Source organism: Claveliimonas monacensis, from assembly GCF_014982975.1.
Lineage (GTDB): Bacteria > Bacillota > Clostridia > Lachnospirales > Lachnospiraceae > Claveliimonas > Claveliimonas monacensis.
In genome coordinates, this window is the sequence record NZ_JADCKL010000004.1 from 160,052 (window position 1) to 180,384 (window position 20,333).

Genomic DNA, 20,333 nt, shown 5'->3' on the forward strand with positions numbered 1-20,333 from the left:
CCCCCGATCACAATCATTTTAGTCTTCACATACAAAATGCCACTGGTACGCCTGGTACTCTCCTTCCAGCACCGGCTTTGGCACACCCACTTCCCGAAGGGCCGTGCTGTTGTACAGCATGCCGGTCTCTGTATCACGGTACATGGTGTTCTCTTTCAGCCCTCTGACTTTGATGTAGTCCACAGTCATGTTGGCATGTTTCCGGATGCCCACTACCTGCACGAGAGCTTCCTTCCGGTCTTCGGACACAAACTCCCAGGCCCCCTGGTTGTCAGTCTGGGGATTGGTGAGTCGGTAGTAGTCTCCTCTCTGCACAAGAGCCGCATACTTTTTATACTCCGCGATCTGGCGGCGGATCTCCTCTTTGTCCTCCGCACTCAGTTCATTTAGGTTCAGCTCGTAGCCGAAGGTGCCTGCCATGGCCACCATGCCCCTGGTCTTCATGGATGTGAGACGCCCTGTCTGATGGTTGGGCGAGGCGGACACATGGGCTCCCACAGAGGAAGCCGGGTAAATGAAGGAGGTGCCGTACTGGATCTCCAGGCGGTCAATGGGATCTGTATTGTCGCTGCACCAGATCTGAGGCGTATAGTACAGCATGCCCGCGTCAAAACGTCCGCCGCCTCCGCTGCATCCCTCGATGAGAATATCCGGATACCGGTCCACCAGCCTCTCCAGGAAATCATAGAGTCCCAGCACATAGTCGTGGAGCACCCTCCCCTGGCTGTCCGCCGTGGCGGAATAGATGTCCGCAAGGCTCCGGTTCATATCCCATTTCACATATTCCACATTGCCCTGGTCCAGGACAGCGCAGATCTTCTCGTAGATGTAATCCACCACTTCTTTTCTGGAGAAATCCAGGACAAGCTGGTATCTGGAGCGGTTGGGGCGGCGTCCCGGTATGACAAAAGCCCAGTCCGGATGCTCCCGGTAGAGGTCGCTGTCCTCGTTGACCATCTCCGGCTCGATCCAGATACCGAATTTCAGTCCCATGCCGTTGATCTTTTCAATGAGTTCCCCAAGCGTGCAGCCCAGCTTTTCCTCGTTGACAACCCAGTCTCCCAGGCCCCGCATGTCGCTGTCTCTCTTTCCAAACCAGCCGTCGTCCAGAACGAACATCTCAATCCCTAAGTCCGCTGCCTGCTGCGCCAGCGCAAGAAGGCTGTCCCCTGTAAAGTCAAAGTAGGAGGCCTCCCAGCTGTTGAGGAGAATAGGGCGCACAGTCTCTTTATATTTTCCTCTGCACAGATGGGAACGGATGCAGCGGTGCATATTCTGGGACAGCTTTGAGAGTCCTTCGGAAGAATAGCTTAAGATCACCTCCGGCGACTGGAACTGCTCTCCCGGGTTCAGCGGGTAGGCAAACTGCTCCTCGCTCATTCCCATGAGCAGACGGGTCTGGTAATACTGGTCCTGTCCTGCCTCGCTCTGAAATCCCCCGCTGTAGACGAACGTCATGGCGTAGCAGCTTCCTGCGTCTTCCGTGGCGTCATGCTCCGCCAGGATCACCGCCGGGTTGTACTGGTGGCTGGAAGTTCCCCGAAGGCTTCCGATCTTTGCCACGCCGTGTCCCACAGGCATCCGCTGGCAGTTTCTCTCCATGGCATGGCGGCCGTAAAATGTAATAAAATCATACGCTCCGCCCACAAGGTCCAGGCAGGCCGGCGCCAGCTTCTTGACAGAGATATGCCCTTTGCTGGCATTGACAATCTTCACACTTCTTGTGATCACATCATACTGGGGCAGCACGCCGTAGAGAAGTACCGCCTGCACCCCTGTCACCGGATCTGCCAGCACCACCTCCAGGGTCTGGGCCTCGTCCGTGTCCGCGTACACAGCCGGAAGGCCGGGAAGGGAGTACTTTCCTTCTTTGATGGTATGGCTCACATACCGGAAATCACTGGCGTAGGTGCGGTCCGTGTTTTTGATGATGCAGGCCGGCGTGCGGTAGTCCCCGGTTCCCAGGGACGGGAACTCCTGGGGCAGCGCGTCCATGGAGTAGGTCCTGTCCGTTTCCGCCTCGTAGGGGTTTCCTGAAAATCCCCGGTCATAATAGGTCAGCAGATAATCCATGCACCCTTCCGCTGTCTTTCCGTAGTACAGGTGCAGAAGGAAGCCGTACCGGTCTATCTGCATCTGATACGTGGTATTTCTTGTGTGTAATGTGATGGTCTTATACTTTTCATCATAAATAATGCTCATTTTGTCTCTCCTGCTCTGTAAATTATCAAGTGCCGCAAGAGCGGGTACATATACCTTCCGGTACACAGACCCGCTCTGCGGCAGATACATCCATCTGTATGGTGTATCTGAATGTATTTATTTTACAGCACCATTTACAACACCGTTGATGATCTGTTTCTGACAGATCACGTAGAAGATAAGGATCGGGATCAGCGCCAGCAGATAAGATGCAAATGCCAGGTTGTAGTTTGTACCAAACTGCGTCTGGAAATTCAGCTGTGCCAGAGGCAGTGTGTTCTGCCCTGTACCGGACATGATGACAAGTGGTGTCATCACATCGTTCCATACAGCCAGTGCTGTGATGATGGCCACTGTAGCGTGCATAGGCTTCATGATGGGGAAGATGACCTTCCAGTATGTGCGCCATGTGCTGGCGCCGTCCACCCTTGCCGCCTCCTCAAGGGCAATGGGAATGTTCACCAGATACCCCGAGTACAGAAGCACGTTCATAGGCATATAGAATACCACATACAGGATGATAACGCCAGCCCAGTTTGCAAGTCCCAGCTCCGCCGTCTGTTTTGCCAGGGGCATCATCAGGATGGCGAAAGGTACGAACATACCGCTTACAATGAAGAGGTACACGAATTTATAAAATTTGCTGTGGGCGCGGTTCCGGCCGATGGCGTATCCCATCATGGAGTGGAGCACGATGGAGAGCACCACGGTCACGACTGTGATCAGCACGCTGTTCCCCAGGGATCTCCAGAAGTCCGTCACCTCCATAGCCTGGGCAAAGTTGGAAAGACTCCAGCTCTCCGGGAGGGAGAGGATGCCGGAGATGCTGTTGGTCATCTCAGAGGGCTGCTTGAAGGCGATGACGATCGCCATGTACAGCGGGAACACGATGGTGCTCAGTCCCAGGATGAGAAGGACCACGACCGGCCAGTTTGTCTTGACTTTATCTACTTTTTTATTCATTATAACTGCTCCTCCTTCCTGCTGGAGATGCTCATCTGCGCCGCGGAGATAGCCACGATCACGATGAAGAAGATGACGGCGTTAGCGCTCTGGTAACCGAAGCTTCCGCCCTTCATACCATTGTTGTAGATCAAGAATGAAATGGACTCTGTGCTCTGTGCAGGTCCTCCCTGTGTCATGGCCATGATCTGGTCAAATACCATGAGGAAGTTCTTCACGCACAGCACCATGTTGATGGTGAAGAAGGGGATGATCAGCGGGAAGGTCAGATGTCTGAACTGCTTCCATCCCGTAGCTCCGTCCAGGGAGCCTGCCTCGTACACGTCCTCCGGCACGGTCTGCAGACCGGAGATGTAGATGATGGTGTTCATGGCTATATTCTGCCAGCAGCACACGATGACGATGGCAAACCAGGCCGTGCTCTCGTTGGAGAGAAGGCTGGAGCTCAAGGTCTCGCTTCCGATCATCTCGCCGAGAGCCGGAAGGATGTAGGTGAACAGATACTGGAACACATAACCTACTACCAGGGCGCCAAGCACGTTTGGCAGGAAGTAGGCTGCCCGGAAAAATCCTTTTGCCCGGATCTTGCTGTTCAGCCCCAGGGCCAGGATCAGACTGATCACATTGGTGATGATGGTGGCACAGATGGCCAGCTTAAATGTAAACAGGTAGGAGCCGCCCACACGTGAGTCCGTGAACAGGTCCATGTAATTCCGAAGGCCTACCCAGTCGTAGGTCCCAAAGCCTTTAAAGTTCGTGAAGCTGTAGATAACGCCCCGGATCAGAGGGATGGTGTTAAAGCACACAAATAATGCCAGGATCGGTATCGTTATCAACAGGAAGGTGCGTTTTCTCTCATTTTTCATTGTATCCCCACTCCTTTCCTACTACTCATTGCCGCCGTTTTCTTCGTACTCCTGTACTTCGCGGATGATGTCGCGGTTGTACCGCTGCCAGTCCTTATCGAATCGTGCCAGGAAGGCGTCTGTATCCTTGTCGATCACATAGGTCTGAAGGATCGCGTCCGCAGCCATCTCCGACGGATAGTAGTGGTCCTGGTAGTCGGTCATATTGCCGGACTCTATGTACTCGGTCATGCCGTCCACGTAGGGGGCCAGCTCAAAGTCTCCCTCACGGCAGGGGATGGCATTCTGGTCATCCACATAGGCCTGGATGTTCTCATCCTCCAGCAGGAAGTCAAGGACTTCATAGGCAGCCTCCTTGTTGGGGCAGTCCGCTGTCACGCAGAAGCCAAGGTCGATACCGGAGTTCAGCGTGTTGCCGTCTGAAGAGTCGCTGGCAGGCATAACGAAGGAGTCAATGTTCATATCCGGATTGACGGAAAGGATCTGGGGAACCGCGTAGCTTCCGATGGGGTACATGGCGGACTCGCCTCTTGCAAAGGCTGTACATGCGTCGTTGTAGCCGTATGCCACCGGATCCTCCGGGCCGTACTCCATAAGCTGGATATATTTCTCAGCAGCCTCTGCGTAGCCTTCTGTAAAGTTCGCCTCTCCTCTGTTCACCTGCTTGCACAGGTCAGAGGGAGCTAAGTCCACCGCAATGCCGTTCCAGGGTGCCAGACATGTCCAGGTGTCGCGGAACCCAAAATAGAAGGGAAGGATACCCTCCGCCTTGATCTCCTCGCACAGGCTCATCAGCTCTCCCCAGTTTGTGGGGATCTCCCATCCGTGCTCCTCAAACATGTCCCTGTTATAAAGGATGCCTGCCGCGTTGGCCACATAGGGCACAATGTAGGTGCCGTCTGTGGGAACGATCTCCAGAGCCTCCGCAATGTCGATGTAGGAATCCTTGATGTCCGCCATCCCAGCGTAGTCGGACACGTCAGCCAGTATCTCCGCATCTACATAGTAAGAATAGTTGATGTCACCGCCAATGCCGATGATATCCGGATAGTCCTCCCGGATAAACCTTGTCCGCATGATGGTGGACGCATCGTTGGGGGAGTCGATGGTCAGATGGATGTCATCGTGGGTGGCATTAAACTGTTCTTCCACCTGATCAAAGTAGGTAGCCGCCTCCGGCTTGTACTGCAGGATCTCGATCTCGGTCTTCCCGCTGGACTCGCCGCTTCCCGAGCAGCCCGACAGCATCAGCCCGCCGGTCATGACAACGACCAGCGCAGCGCTGAGATATCTTGCGCTTTTTCCTCTCATTTTCATATCTCCTTTCTCTCTCTGTCCTTTCTTTTTTACGGTAGCTCCATTTTAACATATCAATATGCGTCTATAAATACCGCTGTTTTTTTTGTTTTATGCCTTTATACTTGTTTTTGTCCTATATATTGATGTCATCTAGCATTTTGGTATATAATGATATCAGATACGAAAGATACCGAAAAAATGCTGCAGGAGGTGAATGTATGAGCAATGTACTGTACTCCATCTTTCCAAGCGAGAACTTTATAGACCTGGGGCTTTACCAGTATGGGTGGGAACAGTGTGACCCGGCCCACTCCTTCGGACCTGCCGCCAGGAACCACTATCTGTTCCACTACGTCATATCCGGGACCGGCACTCTGACCGCGGAAAACTCCCGACGGGAGTCCGTCACCTACAACGTCAAGAGCGGCCAGGGATTTATGCTCTTCCCGCACCAGATCTGCACTTACATCGCTGACAGCGAACTCCCCTGGGAGTACACCTGGCTTGAATTTGACGGGCTGAAAGTAAAGGAGTTCATCGAGACTGCCGGGCTCACCATGAACACACCCATCTACCGGCCCCGGCACAAAGACATTGCACAACAGATGACGTATGAGATGCTCTACATCGCCAACCATTCCCAGGAGTCCCCCTTACATCTGATCGGCCATCTGTACCTCTTTCTGGACTATCTGGCAAAGTCCAACTCCTCCCCCATCCAGACCCAGGGGAACAGGATGCGGGACTTCTATATTAAGGAAGCCCTCTCTTTCATTGAGCAGAATTTCCAGAATGATATCTCAGTGGAGGACATTGCCGCTTTCTGTAATCTGAACCGGAGCTACTTTGGAAAGATCTTCCGGGACACCGTAGGGAAATCTCCCCAGGAGTTTTTGATCTCCTACCGCATATCCAAGGCGGGAGAACTTCTGAAGATGACGTCCCTGTCTATTGCGGACATCGGAAACGCGGTGGGCTATCCGAACCAGCTGCATTTCTCAAGGGCATTTAAAAACGTGTACGGCGTATCCCCCAGGGCGTGGCGGTACGAACAGCAGGAGAAAATGGAGTAGTTGATCCTTAAACATCATCCGCATCGAACATATAATGTCGTACGATAATATATTGATATTTTCGTATGATTTGTGTATAATAACAATATATAAACCACACCTCGAAGGGAGGAATTTGTATGATCATTACTGCAACCGAATTTAAGACCAACCTTGGAAAATATCTGGAAATAGCAGCGTCCCAGGATATTTTTATTACCAAGAACGGCAAAAATATTGCCCGCCTTACAAGCCCCGCTGTCAATAAACTGGCTCTTCTTGATGATCTTGTGGGAATTATTCCAGAAAGTCAGACAATGGATGAAGATACTATACGAGAGGAGCGGTTGGCCAGACAATGAGAATACTGATTGATACCAATGTCATTATGGATATTATCCAAAGACGAGAACCGTTTTTCGCAGACTCCTACCAAGCGTTCCGCAAGGCCATAGAAAATGATGTGGAATGTCTCATCTCCGCATCTGCTGCCACAGATATTTTCTATATACTCCGCAAAGCGTTTCAATCCGCTCAAAAGGCAAAGGATCGGATTGAACAGCTTTCTCAACTTGTCACATTTGCTGATGTACAGAGTGTAGATATTCATACCGCACTCATGCGCTCTATGCCCGACTTTGAAGATGCCGTTGTAGACGCTGTGGCGGAGCGGAACGGTGCAAAGTATATTCTCACAAGGAATATCAAAGATTTTGCCGGTTCCTCTGTTCCGGCGATCACACCGACTGAATTTTTGAAAAAGTAACATCAAAAAACGGAAGTAATCCACTGAAAACAATAGGGATACTTCCGTTTTCAAATTTTGTCTTATTCTACCGCCTTCAAAAGGAACAGCCTGGAGTCAAAGTCCCGGGGCGCCTGCTCCCGGTCTGTCACCTCCCCGGCAGTTCCGTCTGTCGTGATAAGGCCGATGTTCATCAGCTCATCGCCGTAAAAGCTTCCGTACGGTTTCTCTGTCTCTTTTCTCACCTGGATCTCATATCTCGTCTCCGGGTCCAGCCCTTTGAGCGGAAGCCTTGTGTAAGCCAGGTTGGCGCCGGAGAGCGTCCTGTACCAGCCTGCCACAGCCTCCTTTTTGTCCGGGCTTACCGCCATCCAGGCGGTGACATTTCCCTCAAAAGGACTTTCCAGCCTGTAGAAGGTACCGAACTGGAGAAGCCGTCTGTATTTTTTCATAAAGCGGATCTGTTTCTTCACCGCCTCCTGCTCCTCATCCGTCAGCGTATTCAGATCCAGCTCGTAGCCAAATGTTCCGAAAAAGGCCACATTGGCTCTTGTGTGAAGGGGCGCCGTCCTGCCTGTCTGGTGATTGGGGATGGTGGACACATGACTGCCCATGCTGCTCACCGGATAGCAGTAGGAGCTGCCGTACTGGATCTTCAGTCTCTCCACCGCATCTGTGTCATCACTTGTCCATGCCTGGGGCGCGTAGTACAGCATCCCCGGGTCGAACCTGGCCCCGCCGCTTGCGCAGGACTCGAAAAGAACATGGGGGAACTCCCTTGTCAGCCTTTCGTACAGGCTGTACACGCCGAGAATATACCGGTGGAACACTTCCCCCTGCCGGTCCGCCGGAAGCGCCACAGAGAAGCACTCTGTAATGCTCCGGTTCATGTCCCATTTAATATAGGAAATCTTTGCCTCTGACAGGATCTTTCTCATCATATTGTAAATGCAGTCCACCACTTCTTCCCGGGAGAAATCCAGCACATACTGGTATCTGCCGTGAGAAGTGGCTCTTCCCGGCACATGGAGGATCCAGTCCGGGTGGGCCCGGTAGAGATCTGAGTCTTTGTTCACCATCTCCGGCTCAAACCAGAGACCGAACTTCATTCCCATATCCTCGATCTTCTGCGCCAGACCAGTGATCCCCTCCGGCAGCCTTTCTGTGTTGGGTGTCCAGTCACCAAGACCTGCCCGGTCGCTGCACCGCGCGCCGAACCAGCCGTCGTCCAGGACGAACATCTCCACGCCGCACGCCTTTGCCTTTCCGGCAATCTCCAGGATCTTCTCCTCTGTAAAGTCAAAGTAGGTGGCTTCCCAGTTGTTGATAAGGATGGGGCGCTCCCGGTCCCTCCAGTATCCCCTGGCCAGCCTTTTCTGATACAGCCGGTGGAAGGTCTGGCTCAGATCATTCAGTCCTCGGTCTGTGTAGACCATCACCGCCTCCGGTGTCTGGAAAGTCTCCCCGGGCTCCAGCTTCCAGTCAAAGCCGTCCGGGTGGATCCCCAGAAGCACTCTTGTGGTGTCGTGGGCCCCCACTTCCGCCTGGGCCAGGAAATTGCCGCTGTACACAAGGCTGAAGCCTATGGCCTCCCCCTGGAATTCATCCGCATGGGGACGCTTCAGTATGACAAATGGATTATGCTCGTGGGAGGAGTGTCCTCTTCTGCTGCCCACAGACTGCACACCGTATTCCAGCTTTCTCACCCGGGTGTGTCTCTCTCTTGACCAGGCGCCGGAGAACTGCATCCACTCGTAGTCGTGGTCCGGCAGATCCATGCAAAGGCTCATGGCTGTCGTCAGATGCAGATCCTTCTCCCCTCTGTTCACAAATCTGGCACTCCGGGCAATGATCCCTCCTTTTGCAAAGATGGTGTAGGACAGCTCCAGGCCAAGCCCTGTCATCCCATCCTCCAGCGCCACAGTCAGTGTCTCCGCCTCATCGTCAGCCTCCGTGTAGGTGGCCGGAAGTCCTTCCAGAGACGGCTTTCCTTTCCTTACCCTGTGTTCTTTATAGATAAAATCCGAGATCCTGCTTCCGTCCTCCTGCAGAACCTCCACTGCCGGGGCGCGGTAATCCCCTGTTCCGTAAGAAGGATACTCCTGCTTGATATGTTCAAGGGAAAACGCCTTGTTGCCTTCAAACACGCAGGACGCCATGGGCCTGGGCAGGCTCTCTAGCAGATAGGAAAAATCCTCCCTGTCATGTACCCTTTTTCCAAAATAGAGCTGTCCCAGATGTCCGCTGGGAAGCACCTGCATGATATAACTGATCTCTTCATTATAAAGATGAAATGTCCTGTTCTCTTCTCTCCATACCATACTCATCTCTCTTCTGCCTCCTGTCTGAAAAGTCTTTTGTCTCTTCGCTTTACTGCTCCCACCATTATATATAAAAGGGAGCTCCTGCAACAGGTTATTACGTGATAAAAAACAGTCAGAATGTTAACTGACGCTCTTCGTTTTTCTTTCTGTAGGCAGAGGGCGTCACCCCCATCCTGGCCTTGAAGATCTTGGAAAATCCCAGCGTATCCTGGTAGCCGCAGGACATGGCCACGCTCTCTATGGACAGTTCCGTGATCTCCAGAAGCTGGGCGGCCCTTGTGATGCGGAAGCTGGTCAGATACTCTTTGGGCGACAAGTGAAGATGTTCTTTAAAGAGGGTGCAGAGATAGCTCCTGTTGATGCCCACATAGTCGGCGATCTCCCCCACCTGCACCGGGTAGGAATAGTGGTTCTGGATATACTCCACCGCCTTACGGATATAGAGGTTGTCATCTTTTTCCTTCCGTCCCTCCCCGATCTCTATATTTTCTGCCAGCACAGAGAAAAACTGGTAGAGCAGCCCTTCCAGCAGATACTCGTTTGCCACTGTGTAATTCTTGTTCTCCAGCATGGTCTGGACAATCTTCTCCAGCTTCTCTCCGTTGGAACACTGGTAGACAGGGTGTCCGCTGCCAAGGCCCAGATCCCGCAGGTACTCTCCTGCCCGCTCCCCGGAAAATCCGATCCACACGTACGTCCAGGGATCTTCTTTATCCGCCTCATAAAATGTCAGTACCTCCGGTTCAATGAGAAAGCCCTGTCCCCCGCGGAGCCGGTACTCCTCATTTCCCACCGTGAACCGGCCCTTCCCTTTTATGATATAATGAAGAATATAATTGGGTCTGACCGCAGGGCCGAAGCTGTGCAGGGGCAGGCACCGGGCGTAGCCGCAGAAGCAAAGATACAGATCTGAAAATTTTCTGTTTTTTAACTGCAATACATGTGCGTCTTCCATACAAAACTCCTCCGGCTTTTTACTCTCTCAAAGGCAATAAGATGGTGATCTTCGTTCCCTCGTTCTCCTGGCTGACAATATTGATGCCGTAGTCCATCCCGTAGATCATCTTGATCCAGTTGTCCACATTGTTGACCCCGATGCCTGTGAAATGCTCTGTCTTCTGCCCGTTTTTCCCCCGGATATCCATGAGCTTCTCCGTGGTCATGCCGACGCCGTCGTCTTCAATGTCTACAATTACTACTTTGCAATACTCACTCATATTTCACACAAAAGAAACTGGGCGCATGCCTTATGAAAGCACGCGCCGCGGCTCACTCCTCTAAGATTTTCTGATGGCAAAACGCAGCTCCAGATTACTGTCAGAGGAAATAAGGAACTGATCATGTACAGGAGCTCCCCAGCTGTCGTCTCCTCCCACGCCCATCTGGGCTGCCAGTATCCGCACCCATGTGTAGTGCACAGGCGGCAGCTCTTCCTGGTGGGTGGCAGCCTCCAGCTCATAAGCGCTCCAGGGCAGCACACTGTTTTCAAAGGATCCTTCCTCCGCCTGGAAGCGAAGGCCCGCCCCTTCGTCGTCTGTCACTTCCACCCATCTGACCCCTGTGTGATTGCCGCATTCCTGGGGTACAAGATAGGGCGATACATTGTCCGCCGCGGTACTTTCGTAGACGCCCAGCTTCGCGCCCTCCCTGCGGTCAATGTAATTTTCCTCCGGTCCATATCCATAATATCTTACATTATGATACCTCTCTTTGAGACGGAAGTCCATACCAAAAGCCGGAAGATGGGGCAGTCCCTTTTCCCCTCTGTAAAGAAGGTGGACGTGGATCACGCCGTCCCCTGTCACGGTGTAGGTGACAAAGCTTTTTGTCACAGGCACTACAGGCAGAGTGTACTCAAAGGTAATACTTACTTTGTCCTTCTCCTCCTGCATATCCCCGCCGGTAAGTTTCGGGAACAGCCCCGCCGTCATCCACGGAGCACAGGCAGATCCAAGCTTCGCGCCCCTGTCATTGTCCGTGAGGGCCCGCCAGTATGTCAGTTTCGGCGTTCTTGTGATATATTCCTTCCCGTCGTAGCACAGGGAGGCGATGCCCCCTTCCGCTTTGGAGAACATGACAGTAAATCCTTCGCCTCTTACGCCGATATTCACATCGCCGTGTATGATCTCCATGGAAACTTTTTTCTCTTTCTTTTCTTCTTCCACTTTTTTCACATGCTGGCCAAAGCAGATCTCATAGCCTGCCTTGGCCCACAGTGTGTCTTCTGAAAGAAGCATCTGCACTTCAAAGATATACTCTCCTGGCTCTTCTGCCTCCGGGTAATCCAGCTCCACAAATGCTTCGCTCCGGGCAGGGATGGCAATATCGCTGCGGGTCTTTTCAAATATGCAGACGCCGTCTCTTAGCAGACGGTATCTGAATGTATATCCGCCTGTGGTGATAAACAGGTTCTCGTTGCGCACAGTGACGCCTTCTTCAGTGGGCATCAGTTTTACATTGGAATAGAGCGCTTTCACTTCCTGGGCCTTGGGAGACTCTTTCCTGTCTGCGAACACAAGGCCGTTTCCGCAGAACTCATAGTCCGTAGCCCGGTCGTCGTGGTCGCCGCCGTAGGTCAGCACTTCCTCCCCCTGCTCGTTGATCCTGTACAGGGACTGGTCGATGTAATCCCAGATAAATCCTCCCTGGTACAGATCGAACTTCCTCTCCAGGTCTGTGTACAGCTTCATGCCGCCGCAGGAGTTGCCCATGGCGTGCATGTACTCGCAGCTTATATAGGGCTTCTTCGGATCCTTTTCCAGATATTCCCGGATCTCCTGGGGCTTTGCGTACATGCGGCTTTCCATATCGCTGATATGGTCAAAGGCCCTGTTCCAGAACACGCCCTCGTAGTGCACCAGCCTGCCCGGGTCCTCCCTGTGGAAGAAATCCGACATGGCCTCGATACAGGTGCCTGCGTAAGACTCATTTCCGCAGGACCAGATCAGCACACTGGGATGGTTCTTATCTCTCTGGAACATGGAGTTTGCCCGGTCCAGGACGCAGGCTTTCCACTCTTCCTTATCTCCCGGCACGTTCCAGGACGGTTCGCACTGGCCCAGTTTCTGCCAGGAGCCGTGGCTCTCCAGATCAGTCTCGTCGATGAGATAGATGCCGTACCTGTCGCACAGGCGGTACCACAGCGTCTGGTTTGGATAATGGGAGGTGCGCACCGCGTTCAGATTGTGCCGCTTCATAAAGCGGATGTCCCACAGCATATCTTCTTCTGTCACAGCACGGCCTCTTCTGGCATTGAATTCGTGGCGGTTCACACCCCGGAAAAGGATCCTCTTTCCATTGAGACACATGACTTTGTCAATCATCTCAAATCTCCGGAAGCCCACCTCTTCGGGCACCACCTCGGCTATATTTCCTTCCTGGTCCTCCAGGTAAATGCGCAGTGTGTACAGGTAAGGGTCCTCGGCGCTCCAGCATCTCACCTTTCCTGCGCCGCACGTAAGAGAGACTTCCCTGTCCGCCTGGCAGGAGCCCTCGGCCACCTTATTTCCCTCTCTGTCACACAGCTTAAGAGACACCCTGCCCCCCGGCTCCCCTGCCAGCTTCATATCCACCCGCAGGCACCCTTCTGTGTACGTGTCGTCCAGCTCTGCCTTCACAAAGAGATCCCGCACATGCATCTTTGGCACAGCGTAGAGATACACATCCCGGAAGATGCCGGAAAAGCGGAAGAAATCCTGGTCCTCCAGCCAGCTTGCGCTGCTTCTTTTGTACACCTCCACAGCCAGCTTGTTCTCTCCTTCTTTCAGATAGCCGGTAATGTCAAATTCCGCCGGCGTGAAGCTGTCCTCGCTGTACCCGGCAAAGACGCCGTTGACCCACACATAGAAGGCTGTCTCCACACCCTGGAAGGAAAGAAATGTCTGCTTTCCTTTTAAATGTTCATCCACATGGAAGTATTTCACATAGCTTCCCACCGGATTATACCGCTGTGACACCTGGGGCGGGCGCATCTCCTCCTGCCCGTCCCATGGATACATGGTGTTGATGTACTGGTTCCTGTCATAGCCCTGGGTCTGGATATGCCCCGGCACCTGGATATGATCAAAGCTGCGGCAGTCAAAGTCCTCCCTGTAAAAATCCTTGATCCTCATATCGGGACAGGTGGCATAGGAAAAATACCATGTCCCGTTCAAGCTCTGTCTGAGGGGCATATCCCCCGCCAGAGCGATCTCTTCTTCCTTTTCATAGTACAGATGATCCGAGTGCGCTTCCACCCGGTTTACTGCGAATACTTCCGGATCTGCAAGCCAGGAAGTCTTTGCCTCTTTTGCTGTCATAACTTTATTGCTCCTCTCCTAAGTTAGCCCTTCACGGATCCTGTCATTCCGGCCACAAACTGCTTCTGCATGAAGAAGAAGATTAGTGCCGTGGGGATGGTCATGATCAGAACGGCCACCATCATCATACCATAATCCGGCGTATAAGATGAACCCATTGCTGAAATGACAAGGGGCAGTGTTCTCTTTTCCGGTGACTGCAGCGCGATAGTCCTGCTACGCCTTTTGATTTGTCTGTACGAAGGAAATATTTCAGAGTATAATGAAAAAAAGACCCCCGGAAAAGAGGAGAAATCAGATGAAAAATATCCGGAACCGCTATCTTGTGCTGACTGCGGCCACTATCGTCAATTTTGTCCATGGAAATCCATATATCTGGACTGTCTTCCAGCCTTACGTGAAGGAGGAGTACGGTCTTACCACGGCTGCCTCCAGCCAGCCCTTCACCATTATCATCGGCATTTTCGCCGTGGGCAACATGCTGGGCGGCTGCCTCCAGCACAAAGTGGGAGCCAGGAAGACCATCTTCCTTGGCAGCTTTGTCATGTGTGCCGGCTTTTTCCTGGCGGCCATGGCTCCCCGCTCCATGCCCTGGCTCATCGATCTTGGCTACGGGGCTCTGGGGGGACTGGGTTCCGGCTGCGCCTTCAGTATGCTGACGGCTGTTCCCCAGGCCTGGTTCCCGGACCGCCGGGGTATGGTCTCCGGCATCACCATCGGCATGGTGGGGCTCTCCGGCATTCTTATGAACCCCTTGTGCGACTGGTTCCTCTCCTCCTTCGGCTACCGGACGGCCATGCTTCTTGTCACTTTGATCTACGCCGTCTTAAGCCTGGGCGGTTTCTTTGTCACAGAACCTCCCGCAGACGCCTTTGAGGAGGTCTCTTCTTCTGCTCCAAAGCAGGATCCCTCCGCGAACATGCTCGGCAGACAGTACACACCCGGCCAGATGATGCGCACAAAGACCTTCTATATCATCAGCCTTGCCATGGCTCTGGCTGTCCCGGCCTACGTGCTGGTCAATCCTGTCATGAAATCCCTGGGCATGGAGAGAGGCCTTACTTCCGGGCAGGCACTGGCCGCCGTCATGGCTGCCTCCGTGGCCAACATCATCGGCCGCTTTGCCCTGCCCTGGCTGTCAGACCGGACCGGACGCCGGAAAGTGCTCTTCGCCCTCTATCTTCTGGCCGCTGTCTCTGTCCTTGGACTTACCCGGGCCACCGGCCTTCTCTTCGTCCTGCTTGCCTCGGCTGTCTGCCTTGTGTACGGCGGCGTGGTCAGCATCTTCCCGGTGGTGGTGTCAGACCACTTCGGCACCCGGCACCAGGGCACCAACTACGGCGCGGTCATGATCGGCTACGGGCTGGCCTCCATCCTGTGCCCGCTTCTGCTGACCCTGGCCGGCCAGAACCTCTCTCTTGTCATAGCGGGAGCTGCCAGCGCTGCCGGTCTTCTCCTGCTGAGATACTTCTGACCGCTTCCGGCCCCGGTTTCCCGGTGCCCTTAATAGATGCGCCAGGACGGGAAGGGCAGATCTACCACCCGGGTGCACACCTGCTCCAGCAGGCTGTCGTCATGGCTCACCACCAGCAATCCCAGGGAGCGTCTCTTCGCCTCCGCAAGGAGGAACTGCCAGATCTGGGCCTGGGTCACCAGATCCAGCATGGCAGAGATCTCGTCGCAGAGGAGGAACTTTACTCCCGGATGAAGGGCTCTTGCCAGGCAGAACCGCTGCAGTTCCCCGCCGGACAGCTCTGACGGAAACCGCTCCAGCCAGCCCTCTTCTATGTGGAGTTCCCTTTTCAGTCTCTCCTCCACCTGCCCTGCCTCATCAAGGGTTGTCCCCAGCCGCAAAAGGGGATCCACCACGGTCTCCGGATGCTGCCAGACCATCTGCACCGGGCAGGCTCCCCTGTAGGATCCCAGGGGCTTCCCATCCAGAAGGATCTCCCCTTTCACCGGCTTCTCATACCCTGCCAGCAGCCTGCAAAGGGTCGTCTTGCCCCGCCCGCTGGGAGCCTTCAGTCCCACCCGCTCCCCGGAGGAGACGGACAGGCTGAACTGGTCCAGCACAGGGGCTTTCTTTTTTCCTTTATAATAGAACGTCACATTTCTTGCTTCCAGCGTCATACATTTCCCTCCTCCGGATACAGACAGCGCACCAGGCCGCCCCGGATCTGCCGCACAGGAATATGCTCCGTGCTCACGCACGCTTCCTGGCAGGCCTGGCACTGCCCCGCAAAGGGACAGCCAGAAGAAACCGTGCCCGGGTAGGGCTGGCTTCCCTGGATAGGAGCAAACCCGTGGACAGGCATGGCCCGAAACAAGGCCTTTGTAAAAGGATGGCGGAGCCTCTCCGGATCCTCAAAGTCTGCCGCCAGGGCCTCCTCAATGGTCTCCCCGGCGTAGAACACGGCCACCCGGTCCGCAATGGTCAGCGCCAGCCCCAGGTCGTGGGTGATAAAAAGCACCCCTGCTCCGCCCCGGGCCAGCTCCCGGAAATGTCCCAGGATCCGCCTGGCGGCCCCCACGTCCAGTCCCGGAGTAGGTTCATCCGCAATGATGAGATCCGGCTTATCCATGACAGCGGAGGCGATCAGCACCCGGCGGGCCATGCCGCCGGAAAGCTCAAAAGGATAAAGCCCTTCCGTCTCCGGCCCCAGACCGTACCGGTCCAGCACCTCCCGGCACCGCCTTACCGTCTCTTCATCCTTTCTTCCCCGGCAGAGCTGCTCTCCCACCTTCATAAGGGGATCCAGGTAGGTGACGCCCTGGGGGATAAGGGCGATCTGCCTTCCCCGCAGCTTTTCTGCCCGCTCTTTTGTCAGCGGTTCTCCCCGGTAGAACATCTCGCCTTCCATCCGGCTGTTGTAGGGCAGGATGCCCAGGATCCCGTGGGCCAGAAGGCTTTTCCCGGAGCCGCTGGCTCCCACCACCGCCACCACTTCCCCGGGGTGTACGCGCAGATCCAGATCCCGGATCACAGGCAGCTTTCTTCTTCTGATCCCCCGCTCATACCGGGTAAAATAGATGGACACATGCCGGATGTCCAGTATGGTTTCTCTGTTCTTTTCTTTCTCCATCATCATTCCCCCTGTCTACTCATGGACGCTGGACGGGTCCAGCAGATACCGCACCCGCTCTCCCAGCAGGGCGAAAAGCCCCACCACCAGCACAAGGGAGAGTCCCGGAAAGAGGGCCAGCCACCACCGCCCCGTGGTCAGATACTGCATGCTCTCCGACAGGATCACGCCGATGGCCGGCTGCTCAGAGGACAGCCCGAAGCCCAGGAACGTGACGCTGGCCTCGTGAAGGATGGCGTGAGGGAACAGAAGGATCAGCCCGGTGAGAAACTGGGGGAACAGGTGAGGCAGCATATGCCGGCCTGCGATCTGCAGTTTTGACACCCCCAGCTTCTCCGCCACAAGGATGTAAGGGGTGTTCCGAAGCTGCAGCACCTCCCCCCGGATCACCCTGGCAAGGGAAGGCCAGTGGCTTAAGGACACACCTGCCACCACCCCGGCAAATCCACGTCCGCAGGCGATAGAGATCAACATCACAAGAAGGATGTGGGGGATGCCCATGACCAGGTCAATGCACCAGGATATGACGCTGTCCGCCCGCCTCCCCAGAGTGGCCGCCGCCGTCCCCAGCACCAGGGCCGCCGCCGCGCTGACAGCCGCTGTCAGAACACCGATCCGGATACTTAAGGAGAGACCTGCAATGGTCCTTATAAACATATCCCGGCCCATCCAGTCTGTCCCGAACCAGAATGCCCGCCCCGGAGCCAGGTTGGTCCTTGTAAAATCTGTCACCGCGGCCTGCTCCTCCAGGAGAACCCCTGCCACCGTGATGCCGGCCAGGATCACCAGGGACACAAGCAGGAAAAGGAGGGTGCTCTGCCTGCGGTTCAGAAAGAAGCAGCTTCTTGATTTTCCCGTCATTTTGCAGCCCTCCTTCGTATCTTGGGATCCACCACGCCGTAGAGAAGATCCGCAGCCAGATTTCCCCCGAATACCATGGCGGAGGTGATAAGGGTGATGCTCATCAGCAGGGGAAGATCGCTGCCAAGCCCTGCCGTCACCGCGGCCTGCCCAAGCCCCGGGTAGGAGAACACCTGCTCCACCAGGACGGAGCCTCCGATGATCTCACTGACAGAACCCGCCTGCAGCGTGATGGCAGGCAGAGCCACGCCCCGCAGGCCATGTCTCCACACCACAGACTTCATGGACTCTCCTCTTGCCTTTGCAAAGAGCACATAGTCCGACTCCAGCACGTCGATCATTTTCTCCCTTGTGTGGAGGGCCATGTTAGCCACTCCTGTGATACTCAATGTCAGCGCCGGCAGGATGGCGTGCTGCAGACGGTCTGCCACAGAGACCATGCCGCTCTCCATCCCTACCGGCACGGAGAGCCCCACAGGCAGCCATCCCAGCCATACGGAAAACACAAGCAGCAGAAGGATGGCCAGCCAGAAAGCCGGGGTGCTGGAGATGAGAAGGCACCAGCCCCGGATCAGCTTATCCGGCCACCGTCCCCGGCAGGCACCGGCCGCCATGCCCATCAGAAGCCCCAGCACCCCGGACAGGATCCAGGCTGTAAGGAGCAGAAGCAGGGAGCTGGAAAGCCGCTGCCAGATCACCGTGGTCACAGGCTGCCGGTAGAGAAGGGAGGTTCCCATATCCCCGTGGAGCAGATCCGTCAGCCATCCCGCGTATCTCTCCAGAGGAGGCGTGTCCACGCCCCAGTATGCTTCCAGATGCTCCACCTGCTCCTGGCTCATGGTGCCAAGAGCCACCTGCCCCACATTTGTCTGCAGCGGGTCCAGGGGGGAAGCGCTCATGAGAAGAAATGTGACCACGCTGACGCCCAGAAGAAGAAGCGCCATGCGCAGTATTTTTTTCGCCGCAAACTGAAGGCGGTGTTTCAAGAAAATCAGTCCTTTCCGCTCTGTGACCAGGTCCACTGGTCCACATTGTTGACCACAGACCACCCGTGTCCGTGGGGGTGTACTTTCTGCTCTGCCACCTGGAGGCCGTCCCGCACCCAGTAGAGATGGTCGATATTTACCAGCCACACCCAGGGAATGTCCCCCTCCTGGGTCACCCCGGCAGAGCCGTCCCACTGGGCCTTCTGCCAGAGTTCATAGGAGCTCTCCAGATCCGGGCTTGCCAGCGCCTGGTCCATGTACGTATCCACCGTCTCGTTGGAGTAGGGAGAGTACTGGGCAGTGCCTGTCCCTTCCATGGTGTGATAGATGTTGTAAAGTTCCATGGGCGTGTGAGCTCCCCAGCCCCACAGAAGGGGATCCGCCAGTGCCCGGTCGTAGGCTGTATCCCATCCCACGCCCTCGGTGGTGCAGGAAATCCCAAGCTCCTCCATCTGCCCTGCAAAGTCCGCTGCCAGTGCCTGGCGGACAGAGTCCCCAGTGGAATAGAGCAGATGCAGTTCCGCTTTCTGTCCGTCTTTTTCCCGGACGCCGTCCTCTCCCATGGTCCATCCCGCCTGGTCAAGAAGCGCCGCCGCCTCTTCCGGGTCGTACTCCACCTGGGAAGCCTCATTGTACCAGGGAAGCTGGTCACAGACGCTGTAGGCCGGACTGCCGTAACCGTTCAGCACATGGTCGATCATCTCCTGCCGGTCCACCCCTATGTTGATAGCCCGGCGCACAAGGACGTCCGCTGTAAAATCATTTCCCACGGTGCGCCCTTCCTGGTCAGTGGTCGCCCCCGCTGCCGGCAGGTTAAAGCCCCGGTTGTCCACGCTGGCGTAGGAGGCAAGATTGTAGCCCTCCACCTGCTGGTCCGAGTAGGTGGCGGACGTGTATGCCAGATCCACCTCCCCGGCCTTGGCCGCCAGAAAAGCGGCGTCCTCTTCCATAAAGAGAATGGTGACACGCTTCATCTTCGGCGCCTCCCCGTAGTAATCCGGATTGGCCTCCAGGATCACCTGCTGCCCTCTGTCCCACTGCTTCAGTATATACCGGCCGGAGCCGATAGGATTGGAACCGTAGGTGGCGCTGTCGTAGGCGTGCTCCGGCACGATCCCCACCACAGCCATGGTGTAGGGCCAGATGGAAAAAGCCCTGGTCATGTGGAAAAGGACGGTGGTGTCATCCACTGCCTCCGCATAGTCCAGCATAGTGAAATCGTTGACCGTGCTTTCCTCTTTCACTGTATTGTATGTAAAGGCCACATCCTCTGCTGTCAGCGGCTCCCCGTCTGTGAAGGACACGTCGTCCCGGATCTTCACCGTCCAGGTCAGACCGTCTTCGCTGGCCCCGTACTCTGTGGCCAGGTCGCAGCCAATGGTAAGGTCCGTGTTGGTCACCGTGAGGGTGCTCTGGATCAGAGGCTCATGGACATGCTCTCCCGCTCCCCAGCCGTAAGCCGGGTCAAAGCCTGCCTCGGGCTCTGATGTAGGCCCCATGGCAACTACCACAGAGGACGTATCCTGCCTGTCGCCGCCCTCCTGCCCGGAGGATGAACTGCCGCCGCAGCCCGCCAGCAGGCCAGCCCCCAGAGCAACGGTCAAGAGGCCGGAAATCAGCCGTTTCTTCATCATGTTGTTTTGCCCCTTTCTTT

The 20,333-nt window shown here is 55.3% G+C and carries 17 protein-coding genes; 4 read left to right on the top strand and 13 right to left on the bottom strand.

Translation table 11 applies throughout. The annotated features are described in order from the left end of the window. Positions 1–18 precede the first annotated feature (18 nt). From INF30_RS07655 to INF30_RS07670, 4 genes are all read right to left on the bottom strand, one after another. Positions 19–2,202 (bottom strand): alpha-galactosidase, encoded by a 2,184-nt coding sequence (locus INF30_RS07655; protein WP_226394790.1) that lies wholly within the window; start codon positions 2,200–2,202, stop codon positions 19–21. 117 nt (positions 2,203–2,319) lie between these two features. Continuing rightward, on the bottom strand, positions 2,320–3,165 hold the full coding sequence (locus INF30_RS07660; protein ID WP_226394791.1) for a carbohydrate ABC transporter permease: 846 nt from the start codon (positions 3,163–3,165) through the stop codon (positions 2,320–2,322). Then, complete coding sequence (locus INF30_RS07665; RefSeq protein ID WP_087173835.1) at positions 3,165–4,031, bottom strand: carbohydrate ABC transporter permease; 867 nt, start codon at positions 4,029–4,031, stop codon at positions 3,165–3,167. The genes INF30_RS07660 and INF30_RS07665 overlap by 1 nt, the downstream gene beginning before the upstream one ends. Positions 4,032–4,052: 21 nt before the next feature. Then, a complete protein-coding gene (locus tag INF30_RS07670; RefSeq protein WP_226394792.1) occupies positions 4,053–5,342 on the bottom strand; it encodes an ABC transporter substrate-binding protein in 1,290 nt (429 codons plus the stop codon). A gap of 206 nt (positions 5,343–5,548) precedes the next feature. Here INF30_RS07670 and INF30_RS07675 point away from each other — a divergent pair, with 206 nt between their 5' ends. The 3 genes from INF30_RS07675 to INF30_RS07685 all read left to right on the top strand — a co-directional run bounded on the left by INF30_RS07675 (position 5,549) and on the right by INF30_RS07685 (position 7,148). After that, positions 5,549–6,403, top strand: a complete 855-nt coding sequence (locus INF30_RS07675; RefSeq protein ID WP_226394793.1) for an AraC family transcriptional regulator — start codon at positions 5,549–5,551, stop codon at positions 6,401–6,403. 119 nt (positions 6,404–6,522) lie between these two features. Then, complete coding sequence (locus INF30_RS07680; RefSeq protein WP_076778747.1) at positions 6,523–6,744, top strand: type II toxin-antitoxin system Phd/YefM family antitoxin; 222 nt, start codon at positions 6,523–6,525, stop codon at positions 6,742–6,744. Continuing rightward, the gene (locus INF30_RS07685) at positions 6,741–7,148 is read left to right on the top strand and encodes a PIN domain-containing protein (RefSeq protein ID WP_226394794.1); all 408 of its coding nucleotides are present in this window, start codon (positions 6,741–6,743) and stop codon (positions 7,146–7,148) included. Before INF30_RS07680 ends, INF30_RS07685 begins: the two co-directional genes overlap by 4 nt. Before the next feature lie 62 nt (positions 7,149–7,210). On the opposite strand, the gene INF30_RS07690 is transcribed toward INF30_RS07685, so the two are convergent. The 4 genes from INF30_RS07690 to INF30_RS07705 form a co-directional block, all read right to left on the bottom strand. Next, the gene (locus INF30_RS07690) at positions 7,211–9,454 is read right to left on the bottom strand and encodes an alpha-galactosidase (protein ID WP_226394795.1); all 2,244 of its coding nucleotides are present in this window, start codon (positions 9,452–9,454) and stop codon (positions 7,211–7,213) included. A gap of 109 nt (positions 9,455–9,563) precedes the next feature. Then, the gene (locus INF30_RS07695) at positions 9,564–10,406 is read right to left on the bottom strand and encodes an AraC family transcriptional regulator (RefSeq protein ID WP_226394796.1); all 843 of its coding nucleotides are present in this window, start codon (positions 10,404–10,406) and stop codon (positions 9,564–9,566) included. 19 nt (positions 10,407–10,425) lie between these two features. Beyond that, on the bottom strand, positions 10,426–10,668 hold the full coding sequence (locus INF30_RS07700; protein WP_226394797.1) for a sensor histidine kinase: 243 nt from the start codon (positions 10,666–10,668) through the stop codon (positions 10,426–10,428). 60 nt (positions 10,669–10,728) lie between these two features. Further along, a complete protein-coding gene (locus tag INF30_RS07705) occupies positions 10,729–13,749 on the bottom strand; it encodes a glycoside hydrolase family 2 TIM barrel-domain containing protein (RefSeq protein WP_226394798.1) in 3,021 nt (1,006 codons plus the stop codon). A 298-nt stretch (positions 13,750–14,047) separates the two neighbouring features. On the opposite strand from INF30_RS07705, the gene INF30_RS07715 reads away from it, so the two are divergent. After that, complete coding sequence (locus tag INF30_RS07715) at positions 14,048–15,223, top strand: MFS transporter (RefSeq protein ID WP_226394799.1); 1,176 nt, start codon at positions 14,048–14,050, stop codon at positions 15,221–15,223. Positions 15,224–15,252: 29 nt separating this feature from the next. On the opposite strand, the gene INF30_RS07720 is transcribed toward INF30_RS07715, so the two are convergent. The 5 genes from INF30_RS07720 to INF30_RS07740 are packed head-to-tail and all read right to left on the bottom strand — an operon-like array spanning position 15,253 to position 20,310. Then, positions 15,253–15,879, bottom strand: a complete 627-nt coding sequence (locus INF30_RS07720) for an ABC transporter ATP-binding protein (RefSeq protein WP_226394800.1) — start codon at positions 15,877–15,879, stop codon at positions 15,253–15,255. Beyond that, entirely contained in the window at positions 15,876–16,832 is a 957-nt protein-coding gene (locus INF30_RS07725) for an ABC transporter ATP-binding protein (protein WP_226394801.1), read from the bottom strand. Before INF30_RS07725 ends, INF30_RS07720 begins: the two co-directional genes overlap by 4 nt. Positions 16,833–16,847: 15 nt before the next feature. After that, positions 16,848–17,693: an ABC transporter permease gene (locus tag INF30_RS07730; protein ID WP_226394802.1), complete on the bottom strand. Its 846-nt coding sequence runs from the start codon at positions 17,691–17,693 to the stop codon at positions 16,848–16,850. After that, positions 17,690–18,679 (bottom strand): ABC transporter permease, encoded by a 990-nt coding sequence (locus INF30_RS07735; protein ID WP_226394803.1) that lies wholly within the window; start codon positions 18,677–18,679, stop codon positions 17,690–17,692. Before INF30_RS07735 ends, INF30_RS07730 begins: the two co-directional genes overlap by 4 nt. A 5-nt stretch (positions 18,680–18,684) precedes the next feature. Beyond that, entirely contained in the window at positions 18,685–20,310 is a 1,626-nt protein-coding gene (locus tag INF30_RS07740; protein WP_226394839.1) for an ABC transporter substrate-binding protein, read from the bottom strand. Positions 20,311–20,333 lie beyond the last annotated feature (23 nt).